This window comes from Rohdeia mirabilis (genome assembly GCA_007750655.1).
Taxonomy (GTDB): domain Bacteria; phylum Planctomycetota; class UBA1135; order UBA1135.
In genome coordinates this window covers 1,050,031-1,068,740 of record CP036290.1, presented here as the reverse complement: position 1 = coordinate 1,068,740, position 18,710 = coordinate 1,050,031, and the positions used below count along the sequence as shown (strand labels likewise).

The 18,710-nt window shown below is 72.1% G+C and carries 15 protein-coding genes; 9 read left to right on the top strand and 6 right to left on the bottom strand.

Features of this window, described 5'->3' with window-relative positions; translation table 11 throughout:
* Nucleotides 1–260: 260 nt before the first annotated feature.
* From Pla163_RS03940 to Pla163_RS03930, 3 genes are all read right to left on the bottom strand, one after another.
* Nucleotides 261–3,851 (bottom strand): hypothetical protein, encoded by a 3,591-nt coding sequence (locus tag Pla163_RS03940; RefSeq protein WP_145183890.1) that lies wholly within the window; start codon nucleotides 3,849–3,851, stop codon nucleotides 261–263.
* A gap of 67 nt (nucleotides 3,852–3,918) precedes the next feature.
* Nucleotides 3,919–4,866, bottom strand: a complete 948-nt coding sequence (locus tag Pla163_RS03935; RefSeq protein WP_145183885.1) for a hypothetical protein — start codon at nucleotides 4,864–4,866, stop codon at nucleotides 3,919–3,921.
* Between the two features lie 257 nt (nucleotides 4,867–5,123).
* Nucleotides 5,124–5,702 (bottom strand): hypothetical protein, encoded by a 579-nt coding sequence (locus tag Pla163_RS03930; RefSeq protein WP_145183882.1) that lies wholly within the window; start codon nucleotides 5,700–5,702, stop codon nucleotides 5,124–5,126.
* Between the two features lie 481 nt (nucleotides 5,703–6,183).
* On the opposite strand from Pla163_RS03930, the gene Pla163_RS03925 reads away from it, so the two are divergent.
* The 5 genes from Pla163_RS03925 (at nucleotide 6,184) to Pla163_RS03905 (ending at nucleotide 9,567) form a co-directional block, all read left to right on the top strand.
* A complete protein-coding gene (locus Pla163_RS03925; RefSeq protein WP_145183879.1) occupies nucleotides 6,184–6,954 on the top strand; it encodes an enoyl-ACP reductase FabI in 771 nt (256 codons plus the stop codon).
* Nucleotides 6,951–7,799 (top strand): hypothetical protein, encoded by an 849-nt coding sequence (locus Pla163_RS03920; RefSeq protein WP_145183876.1) that lies wholly within the window; start codon nucleotides 6,951–6,953, stop codon nucleotides 7,797–7,799. The genes Pla163_RS03925 and Pla163_RS03920 overlap by 4 nt, the downstream gene beginning before the upstream one ends.
* Before the next feature lie 117 nt (nucleotides 7,800–7,916).
* A complete protein-coding gene (locus tag Pla163_RS03915) occupies nucleotides 7,917–8,303 on the top strand; it encodes a hypothetical protein (protein WP_145183874.1) in 387 nt (128 codons plus the stop codon).
* A 119-nt stretch (nucleotides 8,304–8,422) separates the two neighbouring features.
* Entirely contained in the window at nucleotides 8,423–8,926 is a 504-nt protein-coding gene (locus Pla163_RS03910; RefSeq protein WP_145183871.1) for a GNAT family N-acetyltransferase, read from the top strand.
* A complete protein-coding gene (locus Pla163_RS03905; protein ID WP_145183868.1) occupies nucleotides 8,923–9,567 on the top strand; it encodes a hypothetical protein in 645 nt (214 codons plus the stop codon). Before Pla163_RS03910 ends, Pla163_RS03905 begins: the two co-directional genes overlap by 4 nt.
* A 47-nt stretch (nucleotides 9,568–9,614) precedes the next feature.
* On the opposite strand, the gene Pla163_RS03900 is transcribed toward Pla163_RS03905, so the two are convergent.
* Together Pla163_RS03900 and Pla163_RS03895 are read right to left on the bottom strand one after the other, a co-directional pair.
* Nucleotides 9,615–11,873 (bottom strand): SO_0444 family Cu/Zn efflux transporter, encoded by a 2,259-nt coding sequence (locus tag Pla163_RS03900; protein ID WP_145183865.1) that lies wholly within the window; start codon nucleotides 11,871–11,873, stop codon nucleotides 9,615–9,617.
* A gap of 172 nt (nucleotides 11,874–12,045) precedes the next feature.
* Nucleotides 12,046–12,873, bottom strand: coding sequence for a DUF481 domain-containing protein (locus Pla163_RS03895; RefSeq protein ID WP_419186300.1), 828 nt, complete (start codon nucleotides 12,871–12,873; stop codon nucleotides 12,046–12,048).
* Nucleotides 12,874–13,286: 413 nt separating this feature from the next.
* Here Pla163_RS03895 and Pla163_RS03890 point away from each other — a divergent pair, with 413 nt between their 5' ends.
* From Pla163_RS03890 to Pla163_RS03875, 4 genes are read left to right on the top strand one after another with little or no spacing between them, the layout of a single operon-like run.
* Nucleotides 13,287–14,261, top strand: coding sequence for an ABC transporter ATP-binding protein (locus Pla163_RS03890; RefSeq protein WP_145183859.1), 975 nt, complete (start codon nucleotides 13,287–13,289; stop codon nucleotides 14,259–14,261).
* On the top strand, nucleotides 14,258–15,001 hold the full coding sequence (locus tag Pla163_RS03885) for an ABC transporter permease subunit (protein ID WP_145183856.1): 744 nt from the start codon (nucleotides 14,258–14,260) through the stop codon (nucleotides 14,999–15,001). Before Pla163_RS03890 ends, Pla163_RS03885 begins: the two co-directional genes overlap by 4 nt.
* Before the next feature lie 25 nt (nucleotides 15,002–15,026).
* Entirely contained in the window at nucleotides 15,027–16,895 is a 1,869-nt protein-coding gene (locus Pla163_RS03880) for a GldG family protein (protein WP_145183853.1), read from the top strand.
* Nucleotides 16,896–16,954: 59 nt separating this feature from the next.
* A complete protein-coding gene (locus tag Pla163_RS03875; RefSeq protein WP_145183850.1) occupies nucleotides 16,955–18,202 on the top strand; it encodes a DUF4340 domain-containing protein in 1,248 nt (415 codons plus the stop codon).
* Between the two features lie 33 nt (nucleotides 18,203–18,235).
* Here the strand turns inward: Pla163_RS03875 and Pla163_RS03870 are convergent, their stop codons facing one another.
* Complete coding sequence (locus Pla163_RS03870; RefSeq protein WP_145183847.1) at nucleotides 18,236–18,628, bottom strand: hypothetical protein; 393 nt, start codon at nucleotides 18,626–18,628, stop codon at nucleotides 18,236–18,238.
* Between the last annotated feature and the right edge of the window lie 82 nt (nucleotides 18,629–18,710).

Sequence of the window (18,710 nt, the reverse complement as noted above, 5' to 3'; positions counted from 1 at the left end):
GCGATCACTTGGAGCGATGACCTCGGGCCGTCGTCCGAGCGGCGAAAACGTGGCGCGGGCGCGGGTGCGACGGTGCCGCGGTGCGTGCTCGGCCTTCGCGGCGGAGCGCGTGGATCGGCGGATGATGACGCCGTGAGGTCGACGCCGCACCGATCGGTTCGGTGGGATCGCCCGCGGAGCGAGCGCCACGAGTCGAGCGCCTGCTGAGCGAACGACCCGGGGCGTCGAACGGACGGGCGATCATCGGCGAGCGACCGCCCTCAGGCCAGGTCCGCCTCGCGCAAGCGCGCCCGAACGGTATCGCGGTCCCACCCCAGGTAGAGCGCGGCGCGGCGCTGGTTGGTCCGTCCGTTCGTCATGGCGGTGGTTCGCACGGCATCGGAGAGCAGCGCGGCCGGCGGGCGGCGGGACGCGAGTCGGGACGGCAGCGCGATCGACAGCCGCGCGGCCACCGACTCGAGCGCGGTCGCCCCCACCCTTCCGCGTCGACGCTCGCGCACCAGCGCATGGGCCAGACGGTCGAGATCGGCGAGTCCACCGCCGAAGGACGCGCTCCACGTCCCGCGCCACAGGGCCGCGAGCGCACTGTCGTCGAGTTCGGGGCCCGGCTCGCGCCCCAGTCCACGGGCAGCGCGCGCCACGAGACGAGCGGCGATCGAACCGATCCGGCCGCGCGCTCGCTCGAGCGGCGCCAACGCGAGGGCGGCGCCGTCCAGCGCACTCGCACCAGCCGACTGCGCCGCCTCCGCTGCGTCGTCGCGGCCACCGCCGAGGAAGTCCGCGTGGGCCGTCCACAGGACGAGCGGTCCCGTCGGTCGATCCGTGCGGCGCACCGCTTCGACCAGAGGTGCCGGTGCGCGATGCAGGTCGCGCACGATCAGCGTGCCGCGACCGTGGGCCAACCGTTCGGCGACGCGCTCCGCCTCGAGATCCGCGTGCACCTCTGCGATCGGACCGTTGCATCCGGCGAGGAAGTGCACGCAACGCGCCAGGTGGGTGCGCCCACTTCCCGTCGGACCGACGATCCCGAGCGTTCCGTTCGAGCGCGCACGCGCGGCGGCCGCGACCACGAGGCTCGCCGCGGGATCGGTCGACCGAATGGCCGACGGATCGGTCGGTTCCGCGTCGCCACCGTCCTGCTCGCGACCGTCCTGCTCGCGACCGTCCTGCTCGCGACCGTCCTGCTCGACATCGTCGATGAGGAAGGCCTCGGGCACGAGCGGCTCGCCGAAGCGTTCGGCGTGCCAAGCGGCGGCGTCGGCGAGCAGGAGCGCGTCCGCTCCGTCCCGACACCTGCGCACCAACTCGTGCACGAAGGCGGCTCGGAAGTCGCGGCGCCGCGTCGACTCCACGGCGAGCACGGCGACCACCGCACCGTCCGACCAGGGCGCGTCGGAACTGGCGCGCAACGGGACGTAGCAGCCGGACCGATTCGTCGGGTCGACACCTTCGCCGGCGGACAGGTGCTCGACGAGGCTGGGCGCGCCGGAGCGGAAGCAGCGCTCCACCGCGTCGAGAACGAACTCACCTCCCGGCTCGAACGACGGGAGCAACGCGGCGCGCGCCCGGTGCGAGACCGGTCGACCGTCGCTCGCCACCACGCGCATCCGCCCCAGCGGCGCGGGCGAGACCGGCTCGGCACGCGAACGGGTGGCGCCGTCGCCGGCGATGTCGGACGCGGGCGGTCGAGCGACGAACAGCCACCACGGGCGACAGGACCGGCGCAGGGACGTGCGATCCACGAGCGCGCGCACGGCCGCGGCGAGCGGATCGGTTCCAGCCACTTCGAGCGGCGTCGCAGGGTGCTGCGGGCACACCGACGTGGATCTCGGCGACCGTGCGACGACCGGCGCCGAGCGACCCGGCCGCGATCGCGAAGGTACCGCTCCGGGCGCCGTCGCTGTCGGCGCCGACCACGATCCCGAAGTGGGTCGGACGGACGGGTCGACCGCCTCTTCCACATGCGCCGCGAGCGGCGCTCGATCCGAGACGGCGGCGGGCGTCGAACGGAGCGCGTCGCACCCGGGTCCCGGCCCGTCGGAACTGGGCCCGCTGGAAGTGGACCCGCGGTGATCGATCCCGTCGAACTCGGCCCGGTGCGGGTCGTAGGTCCCGTTGCGATCGCGAGCACGCTCCGCCGCCGGGTGACGTGGTGCCGCCCAGAGTGATGGACCACCGCTCGCGTCCCGCCAAGGCTGCAGGAACGCGGCGGCGATCCGGCGCAGCACCGCATCGCTGGGCACGAGCCGGTGCTCGAACTCGAGCCACACCGCACCACGTGGGCCTTCGGCCGGCAACGGAACGGCGACGACCGCGCGCGGGTGTTCGGCGGTCGCCACGTCCTCGTCGGGAGCGAGCAGGCGCACCCGCGGCGCACCACACAAGAGGGCCTCCTCCAGCAGTTCGCGCGGCACGCCGAGGGACGGCGCCCATTGCGGCGTCGCCAGCTCGGAGTTGGAGCCCCGCGGTTCCGCCCCACCGCCCTCGCCGTCATCCTCGACCGCACGACGAGTGAGCGGACGCGGTGCGGGCGCGGACTCGCCGTCACGAATCGAGACGTCACGAATCGAGACGTCACGGATCGTCGTGTCGCGGCCCGTCGTGTCGCGGCCCGTCGCGTCGCGGCCCGTCGCGTCACGGTCCGTCGTGTCGCGGTCCAGTACGTCCCGATCGAGCGCCACCGGAGCCAGCGCGTTCCAACGCGTCACGTCGCGCACCGCTGCTGCGCGCAGCGCGTCGGGTGTGCGCGGACTCCAGTGCTCGTGGACCATGTCGAGCTCGCCCGCGGCGTCGTCCTGCAGCGCCACGACGGCACGCCGCACGCCGCGCGGAAGGCCGTCGATCGACATCACCCCGTCGAGATCGTCGACCGACGCACGACGCGCCCCTTCCTCGTCGATCGCGGTCGAGTCCGCGCGACGGCGTACCCCCAACGCGCGCGCCAGCCACGGAGCTCGCCCGCCGGCACGCACCAGGGCCCCGGGCACTCGACCGCAGCGCCGCTCGTCCTCTGCGAGCCACCCGAGCCCCGCGTCCACGTCCCCGGCCAGGACCTCGCACCAACCGATCAACTGGACCAGTCGCGGCTCGAGTGCACGTTCGCGTTCGCTGGCACGCGCGAGCGCGAGGGCGCGTCCCGGATCGCCGCACGCGAGGCACAGCTCGATGCCGTCCACCAACGCGGAGGCTCTCTCGACGATCGAGCGGCGACCGAAGTCGCGATCGGCATAGGTGGCCTGCCAGCACGCGAGTCCGGACGCGGGGCCCTCGAACGCCCACGCGAGCCGCGCGGGCCATCGCCGAGCGCGGCGTGCACGCGCGTCCGACGCGGACGCGTCGCGTCGAAGCCACGCCACGAGTCGTTCGGCCACGGCGCGCGCCGACTCGCCGGTGACGGCGGCCGCCGGTAGATCCGCCACGCGCGGACGGAAGCGTTCGAGCCCCTGCCAGGCGGCTCGCTCACCGTGGCGATCGCCGGCGAACGACGCGAAGCTCCGCGGGCCCAACGCGCCGCCCAGGATGGCGCCGAGCGCGGTTTCGATCAGATCGAAGACTTCGTCGCGATCGGCGCGCGCGAGCAGGCCGCGCGCTCGGGCGAGCAACTCGGCGGACGGCTCGGCCGTCGACTCCGCGTCCTGCTCGCGCTCGACGGTCGAACCCGTGTCGGCACGATCCCCGCGCGGCCCGTCCCCGGCTCGCTCGACACGGTCGTGCGCCGGAGGCAGGACCCAGAACGCGAGACGCTCGAACAGCGCGCGCGCCCGCTCCCGTTCGTCGACCAGTTCCGGTCCGGGAAGCAGCAGCTCGAGCCAGGCGTCCTGCCTCGCGCCGGACACGGCGCCGACGGCCACCGGTCGATCGGCCGCGGACGCCTCGGAGCGAGATGCGCCGCGCTCGCGCGGCCCCTGTCCCGGTGCCTCACTCCCCATCGTCGACTCCTTCGACAGGACCGTCCCCGGTGGCGCGCGTGTCCGCGGTGGAGTCGACGTCGCGCGCGCGGTCGCGCGTTCCGAAGGTCGGTCCCGCGTCGATGGGCGCGCCGCCATGGATGGCGTCACCACTCGAGGCGTCGCTCTCCCGCGGTCGTTCGTCGCGCCCCGTACCGAGCGGCCGAGGTCCGACCGCAACCTCCCCGCGCACCACAGCCCCGCGCACCTCAGCCCCGCGCCCCTCACTCGCACACACTTCACCCGCACACAGCGCCGCCGCGATGCGGGCCGAGCGCTGTCCGCAGGCGTCGCGCAGGGCCGACTCCACGAGCGCGGTCCAGCGCTGCGCCTCGCCGTCGCGCCGCAGGATCCGCGCATCCCACGCCGCAGCGGCCAGCGAGACCGGATGCCAGTCGGTGGCGGCCGCGGCCAGCGCCGCTCGCGGACGACCGGCGCGGCGATGCACCCGCGCGAGTCCCTCGAACGCACGCGGGAGCCGGCGGCGACCGCCGGGGCGATCGAGCTCGGCCAGGTAGGCACGACGGGCGGCGTCGAGCCGTCCTTCCAACTCGAGCGCGGTGGCGTGCAGATGCGCCACGACGGGACCGCCGTGCACGAGCCGCGCGGCCGCGAGCACTCCGCTCGCCGCAGGCCACGCGCGACGGCGCCGATCGACCAGGGCCGCGAGCAGCTCGAGCCCCTCGTCGTCCGCGCCGCGCGCGAGACACATCCACAGACAGGTCCGCGCGCGCGTCCGCCACCCCTGGCCACCCGACGAGCGAGCGAGCACCCGTTCGATCCACGGCTGCTCGATCCACGCCGGCACGCGTCCGATCGGTGCATCGCCACCCCATCGGGCGCACAGGAGCGCGGCCGCCGCCTCCACCAGACAGCGCAGCAGCTCGCGACGCTCGACGGCGTCCAACGCGCGCGCCACCGTCGCGATCCTCCGCCCCCCGGACACCCGGCGGGCGCTCGACGCGACATCCGATGCCGTGCACGAGCGCTCACCGCCCGTTCCTCCGCCGCCCGTAGCTTCACCGCCCGCTCCTTCACCGACGTCTCGAAACGCGCCGCTTCGACGCAGGGCGCGCATCCGGTCGAGGACCGCGCGCGCTCCCAGGCTCCAGTCCGGCTCCGGGAGCGGAACGGTGGCGGGCGCCGAGTCCGCGGCGCGCTGCTCGTCGGGCCCACTCATCGCGCCACCTCCGACCGTCCGAGCAGGGCATCGAGCGCCCGTCGTGCGCGGCGCGCCGTGCGGCTCAGGTCCGTTCCCGACTCGTGGGCCAGTTCGTCGAGGCTCGCGCCCGCGAAGGCCAGCCGCCACAACGTCGCGCGTTCCGCTCGTCCGCAGGCGTTGAAGCGGCGGGCACAGCGTTCGAGTTCGCCGTCGCCGTGACGCGCCGCACTCGCGGTCACTCCGTTGCCGCCCACCGCGCCTCCCGTTCGTGCTCCGCGAGCCGAAGCACCCGACCGACCGTCCCCTCCCCCGGCACCCGCGCCACCCTTCGAGTCCCCGTCCCGCCCGCGCGTTCCCGCGACCCAGCGGTCGAGCACCGCGTCCAGCTCGCGCTCGAGCCACGGTTCCGGCGCCGGTCGACCGCGATAGCCCTCGGCCTGCCGCGCGCAGTGGGCGGCCGCGGGACCGAAGAGTCCGTCGGGCGACGCCAGGAGGAACCGCTCGGCCGCGCGCCGCCGCAACCGCGCCCGAAGACCCAGCGGATCGCCGTCCACGAGCCGCGCCAGCACGTCGGCCGCCGTGCCGGTGGTCAACAGGAGCAGACGCCGAGCGTCGCGTCGCGAAGCCGATCGCGCTCGAGGCTCGGCTGCGCCGCTGGTGCCGCCGCCCCCACAGCCGCCGCCCCCGCTCTCGCCGCCCTCGCTGTCGCCGCCCCGCTTCGGGCTCGCACGGCGCTCGCTCGCAGCACCTCGGTCGTGGATCGTTCGTCGTCCGTGAGTCGTCGTCATGGCACTTCTCCTCCCGCTCGGTCGGGAGTCGGAGCCTAGGAATCCCGCCGCGCACGTGCAGGTCTGCGCACGCGCGGCCGCCGCTGCACCGCCCTCGACGGCGCGCGAAGGCCCGTGCGGCGGCCGCGCGCATGCCCCGCTGGCCGGATTCCGCACTCCTGAGCAGGCTGCCGCGCTTCGATCCGAGGGCGCCCCCGATAGGATCGCGGGGCCCCATCCGCTCCCACGCGCCCTCGAACGCGCGTCCTGTGAGCGGCCTCCCCCCATCCAATCCAAGGCAACTCCCGTGGGATTCCTCGAAGGACGGACCGGCGTCGTGCTCGGCGTCGCGAACAAGCGCTCGATCGCCTGGGCCTGCGCCAAGGCCCTCTCGGACCAGGGCATGCGCCTCGCGTTCACCTACGTCGGCGAACGCCTCGAGAAGGGTGTGCGCGAACTCGCGAAGGACCTGCCCGGCGCGATCGTGCTGCCGTGCGACGTGACCAACCCCGAGCAGATCGACGAAGCCTTCGCCAAGATCGGCGCGGAGTTCGGGCACCTGGACACGGTGCTGCACGGCGTCGCGTTCGCGAAGAAGGAGGACCTGCAGGGCGACTTCTTCAACACGAGCAAGGAGGGCTACCAACTGGCCCACGAGGTCTCGGCCTACTCGCTGACGGCCGTCGCGCGCCGCGCGCTGCCGTTGATGGAAGGGCGCAAGGGCTCGATCGTGACGCTGTCGTACATCGGCGCCGAACGCGTCATCGAGAACTACAACGTGATGGGCATCGCGAAGGCGGCCCTCGAAGCGTCGGTGCGCTACCTGGCCCACGACCTCGGTCCGCGCGGCATCCGCGTGAACGCCATCTCCGCCGGTCCGATCCGCACCCTGTCGGCGTCGGGCATCGGCGGTTTCAGCTCGATCCTCGACCACATCGCCGAACGCGCTCCGCTGCGCCGCAACATCGAGGCGGACGAGGTCGGCGACACGTGCGCGTTCCTGGCCAGCGACATGAGCCGCGGCATCACGGGCACGACGATCTACGTGGACGCCGGCTACCACATCATGGGTCTGTGAGCGGGCGGCCCGAGCTGGGGCGCGTGGACCCGTCGACCCTGGCGAACGAGCGCGCGACCCTGCACTGGGCCGTGCAACCGATCGCCGCGGTGGCGGACGCGCTGCTCGGGGCCTGGGACGACCACGGACAGAGCAACCTGGGTTGGGACGAGGGGCGCGAAGCACTCGTCAGCCACGACCTGGGGGACGGGTGGCGACTGGCGCTCGAACCGGACGCACTGCAACTGTTGTTGTTCGGCGGCGACGAGCGCGTGGTGTGGGAGCGGACGCTCGTGGATGCGACGCTCGACGAGGTCATGGCGTCGACGATCGAAGCGTTGCGCGAGGTCGGACTCGACGCGTCGGGTGCGACGTTCGACCGCGAGGCTTCGGAACTGCCCGACCACCCGGTGCGCGACGGTGGCACGTTCGCGCCCGGTGACGCGAGTGCGCGCGCGGAGATCGCGGCCTGGTTCGCGGCGGCGCGTCAGGCGTTGCTCGACGTGACCGGTGGTGAGGCGCACACGAGCGAACCGCGCGTCTGGCCCCACCACTTCGACCTGGGGCAGTTGGTCCTGCTCGATCCGAAGCTCGGCTCGCAGCGCGGACGTTCGATCGGACTCGGTCTCTCACCGGGCGACGCGTACATGGCCGAGCCCTACGCCTACGTGAATCCGTACCCGCGGCCCGAAGGCGTCGAACTGCCCGACATGGACGGCGGGCGCTGGGAGACGAGCGCGTTCTTCGGCGCCGTCCTGCCCGCCAGCGAGGCCCTCGAGTCCGAGGGCGGCGCTCCGTTCGCGCTGGTGCGCTTCGTGTCGTCGGCGTACAGCCTTTGCCGCGCGTTGTTGCGCGAGCAGGTCTGAGGACGCGGTCGCCCGGCACGGAGTCGGGGCCGGGGCACACGACCGGAACACGAGTCGCACGGCAACGCCCCGACGATGTACCGTGGACGCGGGGCACGACCGCATTCGGGAGCATCCATGGCCGAACACATTTCGGCGAAGAGACAGAACCTGGCCCTCGCTGCAGCCGCGGCGACCGGCATCCTCACCTGGCTCGGTGTCAGCTACACGTCGCTCGAGGCCGAGGCCTTCGACGACCGGACCTACTTCACGATCGCGCTGCCGATCGTCGCGATCGTCTGCGCCTACCTGGGTTTCAGCGTGCCCGTGAAGCCGTGGCGCTACGGTCTGGTGGCGATCGGGATGCATGGGCTCGCGCTCCTGTACCTGTCCTCCGTCGGGCCCGAACTGTCGATGGCACCCGTCGGCCTGGCGATCCTCGGCGTGATCTCGATCCCGATGTGTCTCGCGGGCATGGTCGGAGCGCGCGCGTACCGGCAAAGTCGGCCGCCGTCGCGAGAGTGAAGGACGCAGCGCGCGAGTCGCAGCCCTGACCCGGCGGCCGATCGTGCACCACCGTGACCCCCGTGTACGACGCCGCGCCACCTACGCTCGGCGCTTCGATCCCGTCCGCACGCCCATCCATGTCCACGCCGACCACTCCCGTCATCGTCCGCACCGTCGCACCCGCCGACGTCGAACGCTGCGCCGCGATCGAGGCGGCCTGCTTCCCACCCGAGGAAGCGGCCAGTCCCGAACGCGTGGCCCAGCGCGCAACGGCGTTCGCGCGCGGTTTCCTCGTGGCCGAGCTGGACGGCGTGCTCTTCGGCATGGCGAACGGCGCGGCCTCGCACCGGCCCGACCTGGCGGACGAGGAGTTCAAGGCGCTGGTCGGGCACGAGCCGGACGGCGCGAACCTGGTGATCTTCTCGCTCGCCGTGCACCCGGACTTCCAGGGGCGCTCGCTCTCGACGCCGCTCGTGAACGCCTATCTCGAACGCGCGCGCGAGGACGGTCGCCGCGCCGTGCTCCTCCTGTGCAAGGAGCGCCTGGTCCCCTACTACGCGCGCTTCGGCTTCATCGATCGCGGCCTGTCGGCGTCGACCCACGGCGGCGCGCGCTGGCACGAGATGGCGGTGACGCTGTGACGGACATCTACGTGGGCGCGGCCGTGCGTTCGGTGCTCGAGCTGCACGCGGACCTGTTGGCGGACTATCCCGGAGGGCGCACCGTCGGCGAAGTTCTGGACACGCAGGCACGCGTCCTGTTCGAGGCGTTCCAGCGCGAGGATCCGCGCGCGCGCGTGCAGCTGTCGAACTGGTCGCCCGTCGGTCCGATGGAGCCGCTGACGGCCGAGATCGCGCGCCGCACGGTCGAACGCGAACACGGATTCGCGTCGCCGCCGGACGCCGAACGGCTGGCGCTGCCGCTGGACGCCGAGTTCGAGGCCGCCGTGTTCGACCTGCTCGGCGGGCGCGAGGCGGAACTCGCGGCGCGCCTCGACGCCACGCCCGACCTGGTGCGCCGGCGTTCGGTCTTCGGGCACGGCGCGACGTTGCTGCACTACCTGGCCACGAACGGCGTCGAGACCTGGCGCCAGGTCGTGCCGGCGAACGCCGTGGCGATGGCGAAGCTCGTTCGGGCGCGCGGTGGCGATCCGCGCGCGACGATGACGTGCTACGGCGATCGCTTCACCGTGGTGGACCTGCTCGAGACGAGCGCGCATCCGCGTTCGGCCGGCGTCTACCGCGAACTGCGCGCGGCGCTCGATCCGCAGCGCCGTTCCTGAGCTCGGGCTCGGTGCGGCCGGGCGCTCCCGACGCACCGACTCGACCGTCAGGCCGCGGCGCGCGTGACCGAACTGGGCACCGTCAGCGGCGAACCGAGCTTGCGGATCGCGCTGGCCATCAGCACCAGGAGGAGCAACGCGGCGGCCACCATGCTGATGGTGCCGGCTCCGTGGTCGTGGCCCTGGGACGCCGCGCTCGGGATCACGTCCAGGCCGAAGATGTTGAGCATCAGGTCGACGGCCACGCCACAGAACAGCGTCACGGCCGAGAGGATCAACAGGTGCACGGCGAGGCCGCGTCCGCCCAACAGGCGCTTCACGACGAACAGCGTGCCGATGTTCGTGGCGGGCGACGCGAGCAGGAACACGAGCACCGCGCCCGGGCTGAGTCCTTTCGCGATCAGGACCGCTGCGATCGGCGTGGAGGCCGCGGCGCAGACGTAGAGCGGCAGTCCGATGGCGAGCATCGCGAGGTAGCCCCAGATGCCCTGGAGCTGTGGCCCCGTGAGCCACTCGGACGGGAGGAAGGCCCCGAGCACTCCGGACGCGGCCACGCCGATCACGAGCGGCCAGGCCAGGTCGTCCACGAGGTCCACGTAGGCGTAGCGCAGCGCGCGCGCGACGAGGTTCGAGCGCGGGGGCGCCGGGGTCGCGGCGGACGCACTCGTTCCCGACGCGTCGGAGTCGGTGTCGACCGCGTCGGACGTCGCCGCGTGGCAACAGCTGGTCTCGACCTCGGTGATCGGCTCGGGTTCCGGCTCCGGCTCCGGCTCGCCGTGGCAGCAGCTTCCGGCGTCGACCTTCGTCGCGAGCTCGTCGACCACTTCACCCGCCTTCGACGGTGCACCGAAGTACGCCACGGACAGTCCGGTGACGATGGCCGAGAACACGGCCGACAGCGGGCGCACGACGGCCATGATCGGACCGAGCAGCGCGTAGGTGGTCGCCACGGAATCGATGCCGGTCTCGGGCGTCGCCACGAGGAACGCGCTGGTCGCCCCGCGACTCGCGCCGGCGTTGCGCAGACTCGCCGCGACCGGCAGCACGGAACACGAGCACAGCGGCAACGGCGCGCCGGCGATCGAGGCGACCGCGACGGAGTGGACGTCGTCCTTGTCGATGAAGCGCTTCAGCTTGTTGGCGTCGAGCAACTGCGACACGAAGCCCGCGGCCAGGAAACCGGCCATCAGGTACGGCGCCATCTCGACGAACACGCCGGAGCCCGCGCCCCACACGCTGCCGCCGTGGCCGTGCGTCAGTCCCGGCAGGAAACCGCCGAGCGCGAGACCGAACACGAGGTACGGCAGGCGGTCCTTCCAGCTGCCACGGTGGAACGCCTCGGGCAGGAGGTCGACGACGGTGACGTACAGGAACGTGCCGCACGCCAGGGCCACGGCCAACGGCTGCCACGGGCCGGCGACCGTCATGAACGTGCGGCCGAGCAGGAACGACGCCGGCGTGATGCACGAGAACAGCGCGATCCACAGCACGGCCTTCCCGAGCTTCAGGTTCGCGAGGCGCAGCACGGTCGAGAACGAGAAGCTCTCCACCAGCTTGTGCAGCAGCATGAACAGGAGCGCTCCGGCCCACAGATCGCTGCCGAGCAGGCCGGCCAGCGACATGCCGCCGAAGAGCGCGTGGATCCCGAGTCCGACGAACGACGCGCGCCACAGCACCGCGTGTCGCGAACGTCCGCCGTCACCTTCGTGCGACGCGGCCCCCGTTCCGCTGTCGGCGTCGCCGCCGTCGTTCGGTCGTTCGGCGCCAGCTGCGGAATCTCCGTGCCCGTGCCCGTGCGTGCCGCCGATCCAACGCCGCAGCACGAGACGCTCGAGCGCCGCGAGTCCGACGAAGCCGCCGACGACCGCGAGCCACAGGACCAACGGCGAGGCGGTGCCGCGGCGTCGATCGGCGCCGGCGGTCGGTCCGTCGACCCGGGCGGGGTTCGCGGGCCCGTCGTCGGCCGATTCGGGCGTCGCGGCTTCCGGCGCCGTGTCCGCGTCGTCGGTCGCGTCCGTGGTGTTGACACCGTCGCCCGCACCGTCGCCCGCTCCATCCGCGGCGCCGAGGCCGAACAGCGCCCCGTGGTTCGCGTGGGCTCCCGTCGCCACCGGCGCACTCGACCCGTGGGACGCGAAGAGATCGGCTCCCATGTGGAGCACGGTCCCCAGGAAGATGCCCGCCGACAGGGCCACCAGTCGGTGCATCCCCTCCGACGACCAACGCCGCGTCCAGGGCAACAGGCCGCCGACGAGGGCGGCCAGCGCCACGAGGGCCGCGCTGAAGTAGGCGTCGTTGATCAACATCCGGCCACGAGTCTACGCCGGGCGAGCCCTTCGTCGAACGGGCTCCCGGGCCGAACGGCGGACGGGACGCGCGGACCCCGGAATGCCGAGCGGGGACCCGCGCCGCAGCACGGATCCCCGCTCGTCGGGGGCGCGGTCTCGACCGCACCCGGCACCCGGGATCGAACCGGGACTAGAACGTCCAGCCGATCGTGAGGATCAGGCGGTGGTCGATGCGGTCCGCGCCGGTGGCCGGCGTGTTGTCGTAGTCCATGACGTGCTGGAGCTTGCCGATCATCGACTCGGTCAGGTTGGTCGTGATGCTGGTGTCCAGACGACCGTAGACGTCGTCCATGTTGTCGACTGCCACGAAGGCCTCGGCCAGCTGGCGGAAGCTCGTCTGCTCGCTGATCTGGAAGAAGAAGTCGTAGGCCAGACGAGCGGCGATGTAGTCGGCGTCGTCGGAGGGCTGACCGGGGAAGTCCTTGTAGTCCTCGTTCACGTACGCGAGACCGGCCTCACCGGAGAACGCGCGGTCCTCTTCGTCGAGGAACTGGTGACCGACACCAGCACCGAGCTGGTAGCGCAGGTCGAGGGCGGCGATGGTGTCCGTGGTGACGGCGGCGTTGCCGTAGCCGTAGGTCTCCTCGGCGAAGAAGTAGTCGTACTTCACGCTCGCGCCGGCCTGGCGCTGGGTGATCTCGTTCTGACCCGAGGTCTGGTTCTTCTGCTCGGCGAACAGCCAGAACGCGCGAGCGGTCCAGCGGTCGGTGCTCTCGGTCGCGCTGCGATCGAGCACGGCCTCGGCGTTGGCGGCCAGGGTCGTGACCTCGGTGTTGCCCGAGGTGATCGTGGCGCCGAGGGTGACCGAACCGGTCCAGGCGGGATCGGAGACGACCTCGTCCTGGAGGCTGGAGGGAGCGATCGCGCGCGGCGCACCGTAGATCGGCGCGGCGGGCGCGGAGGCCTCGGTCGGCGCGGCGAAGGCCAGCGGCGCGAGGAGCGTGAGGAGGATGGACATGAAGAGTCGAGGAATCTGATGGCGGGCGACCGTCCGTGTGCGGCACCCAGGGGGGTCGTGCGGATCGTCCGCCCGACTTGGGGCGAAGATGGAACGGCATCGAAGGAGGCCAGTCAAGAGCCGCCGGCGCACCGCCACCGATGGGACGGCTCGCTCCACGGGTGGGAGGAGCCGCGCTCGGACCATCCTTGAGGCCCTCCGCCGACGGCGCTACAACCTGCGTCCTCGGCCCCTGCGTGGGCCAACGCCGCTTCCGAAGGGTCGTAGGGAGCGGGCGCACAGATCGGCGTCCACCAACGCCACGGAAGGCTTGGGTGATCACCCTCGCCGCCACGCACCGACGGTCGCCGTCGGTCCTGCCACCCTCCGGTTCGCGCTCTCCCCGACCCACCGACCCCCCGACGTCTGTCGCGATGATCGAGATCCGCAGTCTCGTCAAGCGCTTCGGCCCGTTCACCGCCGTCGACGGCGTGGATCTGGACGTGGCGCGTGGCGAAGTCCTTGGCTTCCTCGGACCGAACGGTGCCGGGAAGACGACCACCATGCGCATGGTGACCGGCTTCCTCGCCCCCACCTCCGGTCGCGCGTGCGTGTGCGGCCTCGACGTGGGTGAGGATCGCATCGCGGCCCAGCGCCTGCTCGGCTACCTGCCGGAGGGCGCGCCCGCCTGGCCCGACATGACCCCGGCGGAGCTGCTCGACTTCGCGGCCCAGGCGCGCGGCATGGATCGCGCGGCCCGGCGCGCCGCGGTCGGTCGCGCGGTCGAGCGCGTGCAGCTCGAGAGCGTGCTCCACAAGCCGATCGAGAACCTGTCGAAGGGCTTCAAGCGCCGCGTCGGTCTGGCCCAGGCGATCCTCCACGACCCGGACGTGCTGGTGCTCGACGAGCCCACGGACGGTCTCGACCCCAACCAGAAGTTCGAGGTGCGCCGGCTGATCGCGGAGATGAGCGAGGGGAAGGCGATCGTCCTGTCCACACACATCCTCGAGGAGGTCGACGCGGTCTGCACGCGCGCGACGGTGATGGCGAAGGGTCGGCTCGTGGCCGACGGGACGCCGGCCGACCTGCGCGCCAAGGACCCGCGGCACGGCGCGGTACGGGTGCGACTGGTCGACGCCGGACGCGCGGGCGCCGCGCGCGCCACGTTGGCCGAGTTGGCGTCCGTGAGCGCGATCGAGGACGAGGACGGGGCGCTGATCTGCCTCGCCGCCGGCGGCGCGAGCCCGGCCGACGCCATCTACGCGACCTGCCGCGAGCACGGCTTCGACCTGTCCGAACTGACCCCGCTCGAAGGCCGACTCGACGAGGTCTTCCGCGAGCTCACCGGTGCACCGGCACGCGGCGAGCGCAGCACCGTCGGTCGCACCACCGAGGAGGCCGTCCGATGAGTGGCGCACGCAACCTGTGGGTCGTGGGCAAGCGCGAACTGCGCAGCTACTTCGCGACGCCCGTGGCCTACGTCTTCCTGGTCGTCTTCCTGCTGCTGGCGGGCTTCCTCAGCCAGTTCCTCGGCCAGTTCTACGAGGGCGGCCAGGCCAACCTGGAGTCGTTCTTCTCGTTCAACATCTGGCTCTACCTGTTCCTCGTTCCGGCCATCTCGATGCGCCTGTGGTCCGAGGAGCGACGCAACGGAACGATCGAACTCCTGATGACCCTGCCGATCACCGAGACCCAAGCGGTCCTCGGCAAGTACCTGGCGGCCTGGGCGTTCTGCGGGGTCGCGCTGGCGCTCACCTTCCCCATCTGGATCACGGTGGCGTACCTCGGCGACCCGGACCACGGCACGATCGTGACCGGCTACCTCGGCAGCTTCCTGATGTCCGGCGCCTTCCTCGCGATCGGTTCGATGGTCTCGGCCTGCACGAAGAACCAGGTCATCGCCTTCGTCGTGACGGCGACCGTCGGCTTCGTGTTCATCCTGGCCGACTTCCCGTTCATCACCGGAGTGATCGACGCGTACCTGCCCGAGGTCTTCGGACAGCTCGTGCGGAGCATCGGCTTCATGACGCACTTCTCGGGACTGCAGCGCGGCGTGGTCGAACTGCCGTCGGTGGTGTTCTTCGGCTCGTTGATCGCGGCGGCGCTCTACGTCAACACGCTGCTCGTCGCCCACGTCAAGGCCTCCTGACCGACCTGGCACCCACGAAGAACCCATGGACACCAGAACCAAGCTGATCGTCGGCGCCGGACTGGCCGCCGCCCTCTTCGGGGCCGTCAACGTGCTGACCTCGACCAAGTTCAGTGGCGCACGCCTCGACCTGACGGAGGACAAGCTCTACACCCTGTCGAAAGGGGCGAAGGACATCGCACGCGGCCTCGACGAGCCGATCCGCCTCGAGTACTACGCCAGCCGCGAGTTGCGCGACGCGACCCCCACGATCGGGGCGTTCATGCGCCGCGTGGAGGACGTCCTCGACGGCTTCGTGCGCGCCTCCAAGGGCAAGCTGATCCTCGAGCGCTTCGACCCGCTCGAGTTCAGCGAGGCCGAGGACGCGGCCGCGCTCGCCGGCCTCCAGCGGGTGGCGCTACAGCGCGGCGACGTGCAGGGCTTCTTCGGCCTGGTCATGCGCAACTCGGTCGGCGACGTCGAGACGATCCCCGCGTTCAACCGGAACGACGAGGTCTTCCTCGAGTACGAGATCGCGCAGCGCCTCGTCGCGCTCGACGACGCCGGCAAGCCCGTGCTGGGTCTGATGACCGACCTGCCGCTCATGGGCGCGCCGGCCGCACAGCCCGGCCAACAGGGCGCGCCCGAGTGGCAGATCGTGCCGCTGCTCCGCCGCCAGTTCGACCTGCGCACGATCGACACCGACACCACCGCGATCGCCCCGGACGTGGACGTGCTGATGCTCGTGCACCCGAACGGGCTGTCGGAGAGGACGCTCTACGCCATCGACCAGTACGCACTCGGCGGCGGTCGCATCCTGGCGCTCGTCGACCCGTTCTGCGCCGTGGACACCGGCGCCGCGAGCCAGGGCGGCGTGCCCGGCGGGTCCGACCTCGGCCCGTTGCTCGCGACCTGGGGCGTCGAACTCGACGTGGACGACTTCGTGGCCGACCGCACGCTCGCGCGGATGGACGAGGGCGGACCGGTGCTCGTGTCCATGCGCATCGACAGCAGCGTGGTCGACGAGAGCGATCCGGTCACCGCGCGGCTGTCGGACGTCGAGCTGTTCACGCCCGGATCGCTGACCCAGGTCGAGGGCGCGACGACGACGTTCACGCCGCTCGTCACGACGACCGACGACGCCGGCCTACTCGACAAGGCGGCGAACGTTCGCGTGCTCGACCCGAGCGACATGCTCGCCAACTTCGTGCCGTCGGGCGAGCCGTTCACGCTCGTGGCGCGGCTGTCCGGCCCCATCTCGACGGCCTTCCCCGAGGGGTACGCGGTCGACGGCGATGGCGAGGCCGGAACCGAGGACGAAGGGTCGGTGCAACGTGCCCTCCCGCCCGGACACGTGGCCGCCTCCACGCGCCCGTTCGAAGCGATCGTCGTTGCCGATGCGGACCTGTTGTTCGACGGGTTGTGGCTGGGACGCTCGCTGTTCGGCGTCAGCAAGCTGCGCGAGAACCCCGACCTCGTGCTCAACGCGGCCGAACAGCTCGGCGGCGGCGACGCCCTGATCGGTCTGCGCGCGCGCGGCACGTTCGACCGGCCGTTCGAGGTGGTGCGCGAGCTGCGCCTCGCGGCCAGCGCCGAACTGGACGCCGAGCAGACGCGGCTCGAGAAGGAACTCGACGACGTGAACGGTCGCATCGAACAGATCGCCGCGGACCAGGGTGGCGGCGCGACGGTGCTCCTGACCCCCGAACTCGAGGAGGAGCTCGCGCGTGCCTACGAGGTGCGCGACGCCACGCGCAAGGAACTGCGGCGCGTGAAGTACGACCTCCAACGCGACGAGGAAGCCCTCGGGCGGCGCGTCAAAGCGATCAACATCCTGACCATGCCGCTGGTGGTGGTCCTGGGTGGACTGATCGTGTGGCTGCTGCGCCGCAAGCGCGCCAACCCGTCGCGCTGACCGCGGCCCGCTCCCCCACTCGCCACCGAACGCAGCACCCCCACCGCAGAACGAGCACCATGGCTTCCAGAACGATCGCATTCATGGCCGGCGCCCTGGTCGTGCTGGGCTCGGCCGCCCTGTACATCACCAGTCGCGAGTCCAGCAGCTACGCGAACGACGCCGACCCCCTCGCGGGCGAGCCCGCACTGCCGGAACTCGAGAACCTCGCCTCCGAGGAGCTCGTCGCGGTCGAACTCACGGATCGCGACGGGTCGGTGCGCATCGAGCGCCGCGGCGCACGGTGGATCCTGCCGGCGAAGGACGGCTATCCGGCGCGCACGGACCGCGTCGGCGAGCTGATGCGCGGCCTGCAGACCCTGCGCCTGACGGAGCCGGGAACCGCGCGCGCGGACAAGCACGCGCGCGTCGGTCTCGTGGCCCCGAGCGACGGCGGCGAAGAAGCCGTTCTGGTGCGCGTGGAACTGGCGGGCGGCGACGCTCCGGCCGAGATCCTGCTCGGCAGCGCCGACACCTCGCGCAGCGGCGATGCCCTGTTCGTGCGCCGTCCGGGCGACGACCAGTGCTGGGTCGCGAACGGTCGCATCCCGCGCCCGACGTCCGCCACCTGGTGGTTCGACGCGCGCGCCGTGGCGATCCCGACCTCCGAGGTGCGACGCGTGACGATCGCCTTCGAGGAGCGCCCGGATCAGGGCTACTCCCTGCGCCGCGACGATCCGCAGGGGTTCGGCTTCGAACTCGCGCCTCTGCCCGAAGGCCGCGTGCCCGGCGAGGAGTGGAAGTGGTCGGGGCTCGCGCGCACCGCTGGCAACCTGACGGCGGCCGACGTGCAAGGCACGACGTCGTTCGAGTCGGCGGCCGCCGGCAGCCACGTCGAGTACGCGCGCTTCGACCTCGAGACCTACGAGGGCCTGCGCCTCGAGGCGCGACTCGCACGGCTTGCGAGCGACGTCGACGGCGTGCCGGGTCCGACGTGGATCCGCTACCACGCCGACGTGGTCGAAGATGGAGCGGGCCCCGCATCGCCGGCGGCGCCCGAGCGCGATCTCGCCGCCGCCCGCACGCGCGCGGACGAGTTGAACGCACGCCTGGACGGCTGGTGGTTCGAGGTGCCAGCGGGCACGGCGGCCGGCTACTGGACGCCGCTCGAGGAGCTGCTCGCGCCGCTGCCGGAAGAACCGGCGGAAGTACCGGCGGAAGAGCCCGTCGAGGCACCGGGCGGCGGTGACTCGGGCGGCGGTGACTCGGGCGGCGAAGGCGCGACCGAAGCGCCCAACGAAGGCGAAGCCGGGTCCAGCGGCGGCTGAGTCGGCCCGGCGCCGCTCGACGACCGCTCGCGCTCACGAGCTCGGGTAGGCCAGCTCGTAGTTCATCCAGAAGAACGGCACCGCGGTGAGGAGACCGAGACCGATCGACGTCCAGACCAGCGACCGGATCTGCGCGTCGGAGAGCTCGCCTTCCGGCAACATCCGCCGCAGCCGCAGCCGGTACTCGTAGACCACCTCGATCGCCAGCTGGATCACGAGCGCCGGCAGCACCCAGCGCCAGACCGCGGAGAGCTTCTGCCCCACCTCGTCCGTCGCCCACAGGAGCATCCCCGCGATACCGACGGCGTTGCCGACGACCGAGAGGGTCGCCTTCCAGCGCGGCGCCTCCCAGCGCATGTCTTCACGAATGCCCCACAACGCGACGGTCGTGTACATGGCGATGTAGAGGTAGGCGAAGAAGAGCACGGCAGCGAGTCGGCGGGCGAGCGATCCTAGCGCGACGGAGCCGGACGTGGCGAATCGACGCCTCGGAGCGTGGCGCACCGGT

Excerpts from the sequence above, each read along its gene's own strand:
- Pla163_RS03910 (WP_145183871.1), top strand. The coding sequence starts at position 8,423 with ATGTCCACGCCGACCACTCCCGTCATCGTCCGCACCGTCGCACCCGCC.
- Pla163_RS03890 (WP_145183859.1), top strand. The coding sequence starts at position 13,287 with ATGATCGAGATCCGCAGTCTCGTCAAGCGCTTCGGCCCGTTCACCGCC.
- Pla163_RS03900 (WP_145183865.1), bottom strand. The coding sequence starts at position 11,873 with ATGTTGATCAACGACGCCTACTTCAGCGCGGCCCTCGTGGCGCTGGCC.
- Pla163_RS03915 (WP_145183874.1), top strand. The coding sequence starts at position 7,917 with ATGGCCGAACACATTTCGGCGAAGAGACAGAACCTGGCCCTCGCTGCA.
- Pla163_RS03885 (WP_145183856.1), top strand. The coding sequence starts at position 14,258 with ATGAGTGGCGCACGCAACCTGTGGGTCGTGGGCAAGCGCGAACTGCGC.
- Pla163_RS03875 (WP_145183850.1), top strand. The coding sequence starts at position 16,955 with ATGGCTTCCAGAACGATCGCATTCATGGCCGGCGCCCTGGTCGTGCTG.
- Pla163_RS03880 (WP_145183853.1), top strand. The coding sequence starts at position 15,027 with ATGGACACCAGAACCAAGCTGATCGTCGGCGCCGGACTGGCCGCCGCC.
- Pla163_RS03895 (WP_419186300.1), bottom strand. The coding sequence starts at position 12,873 with ATGTCCATCCTCCTCACGCTCCTCGCGCCGCTGGCCTTCGCCGCGCCG.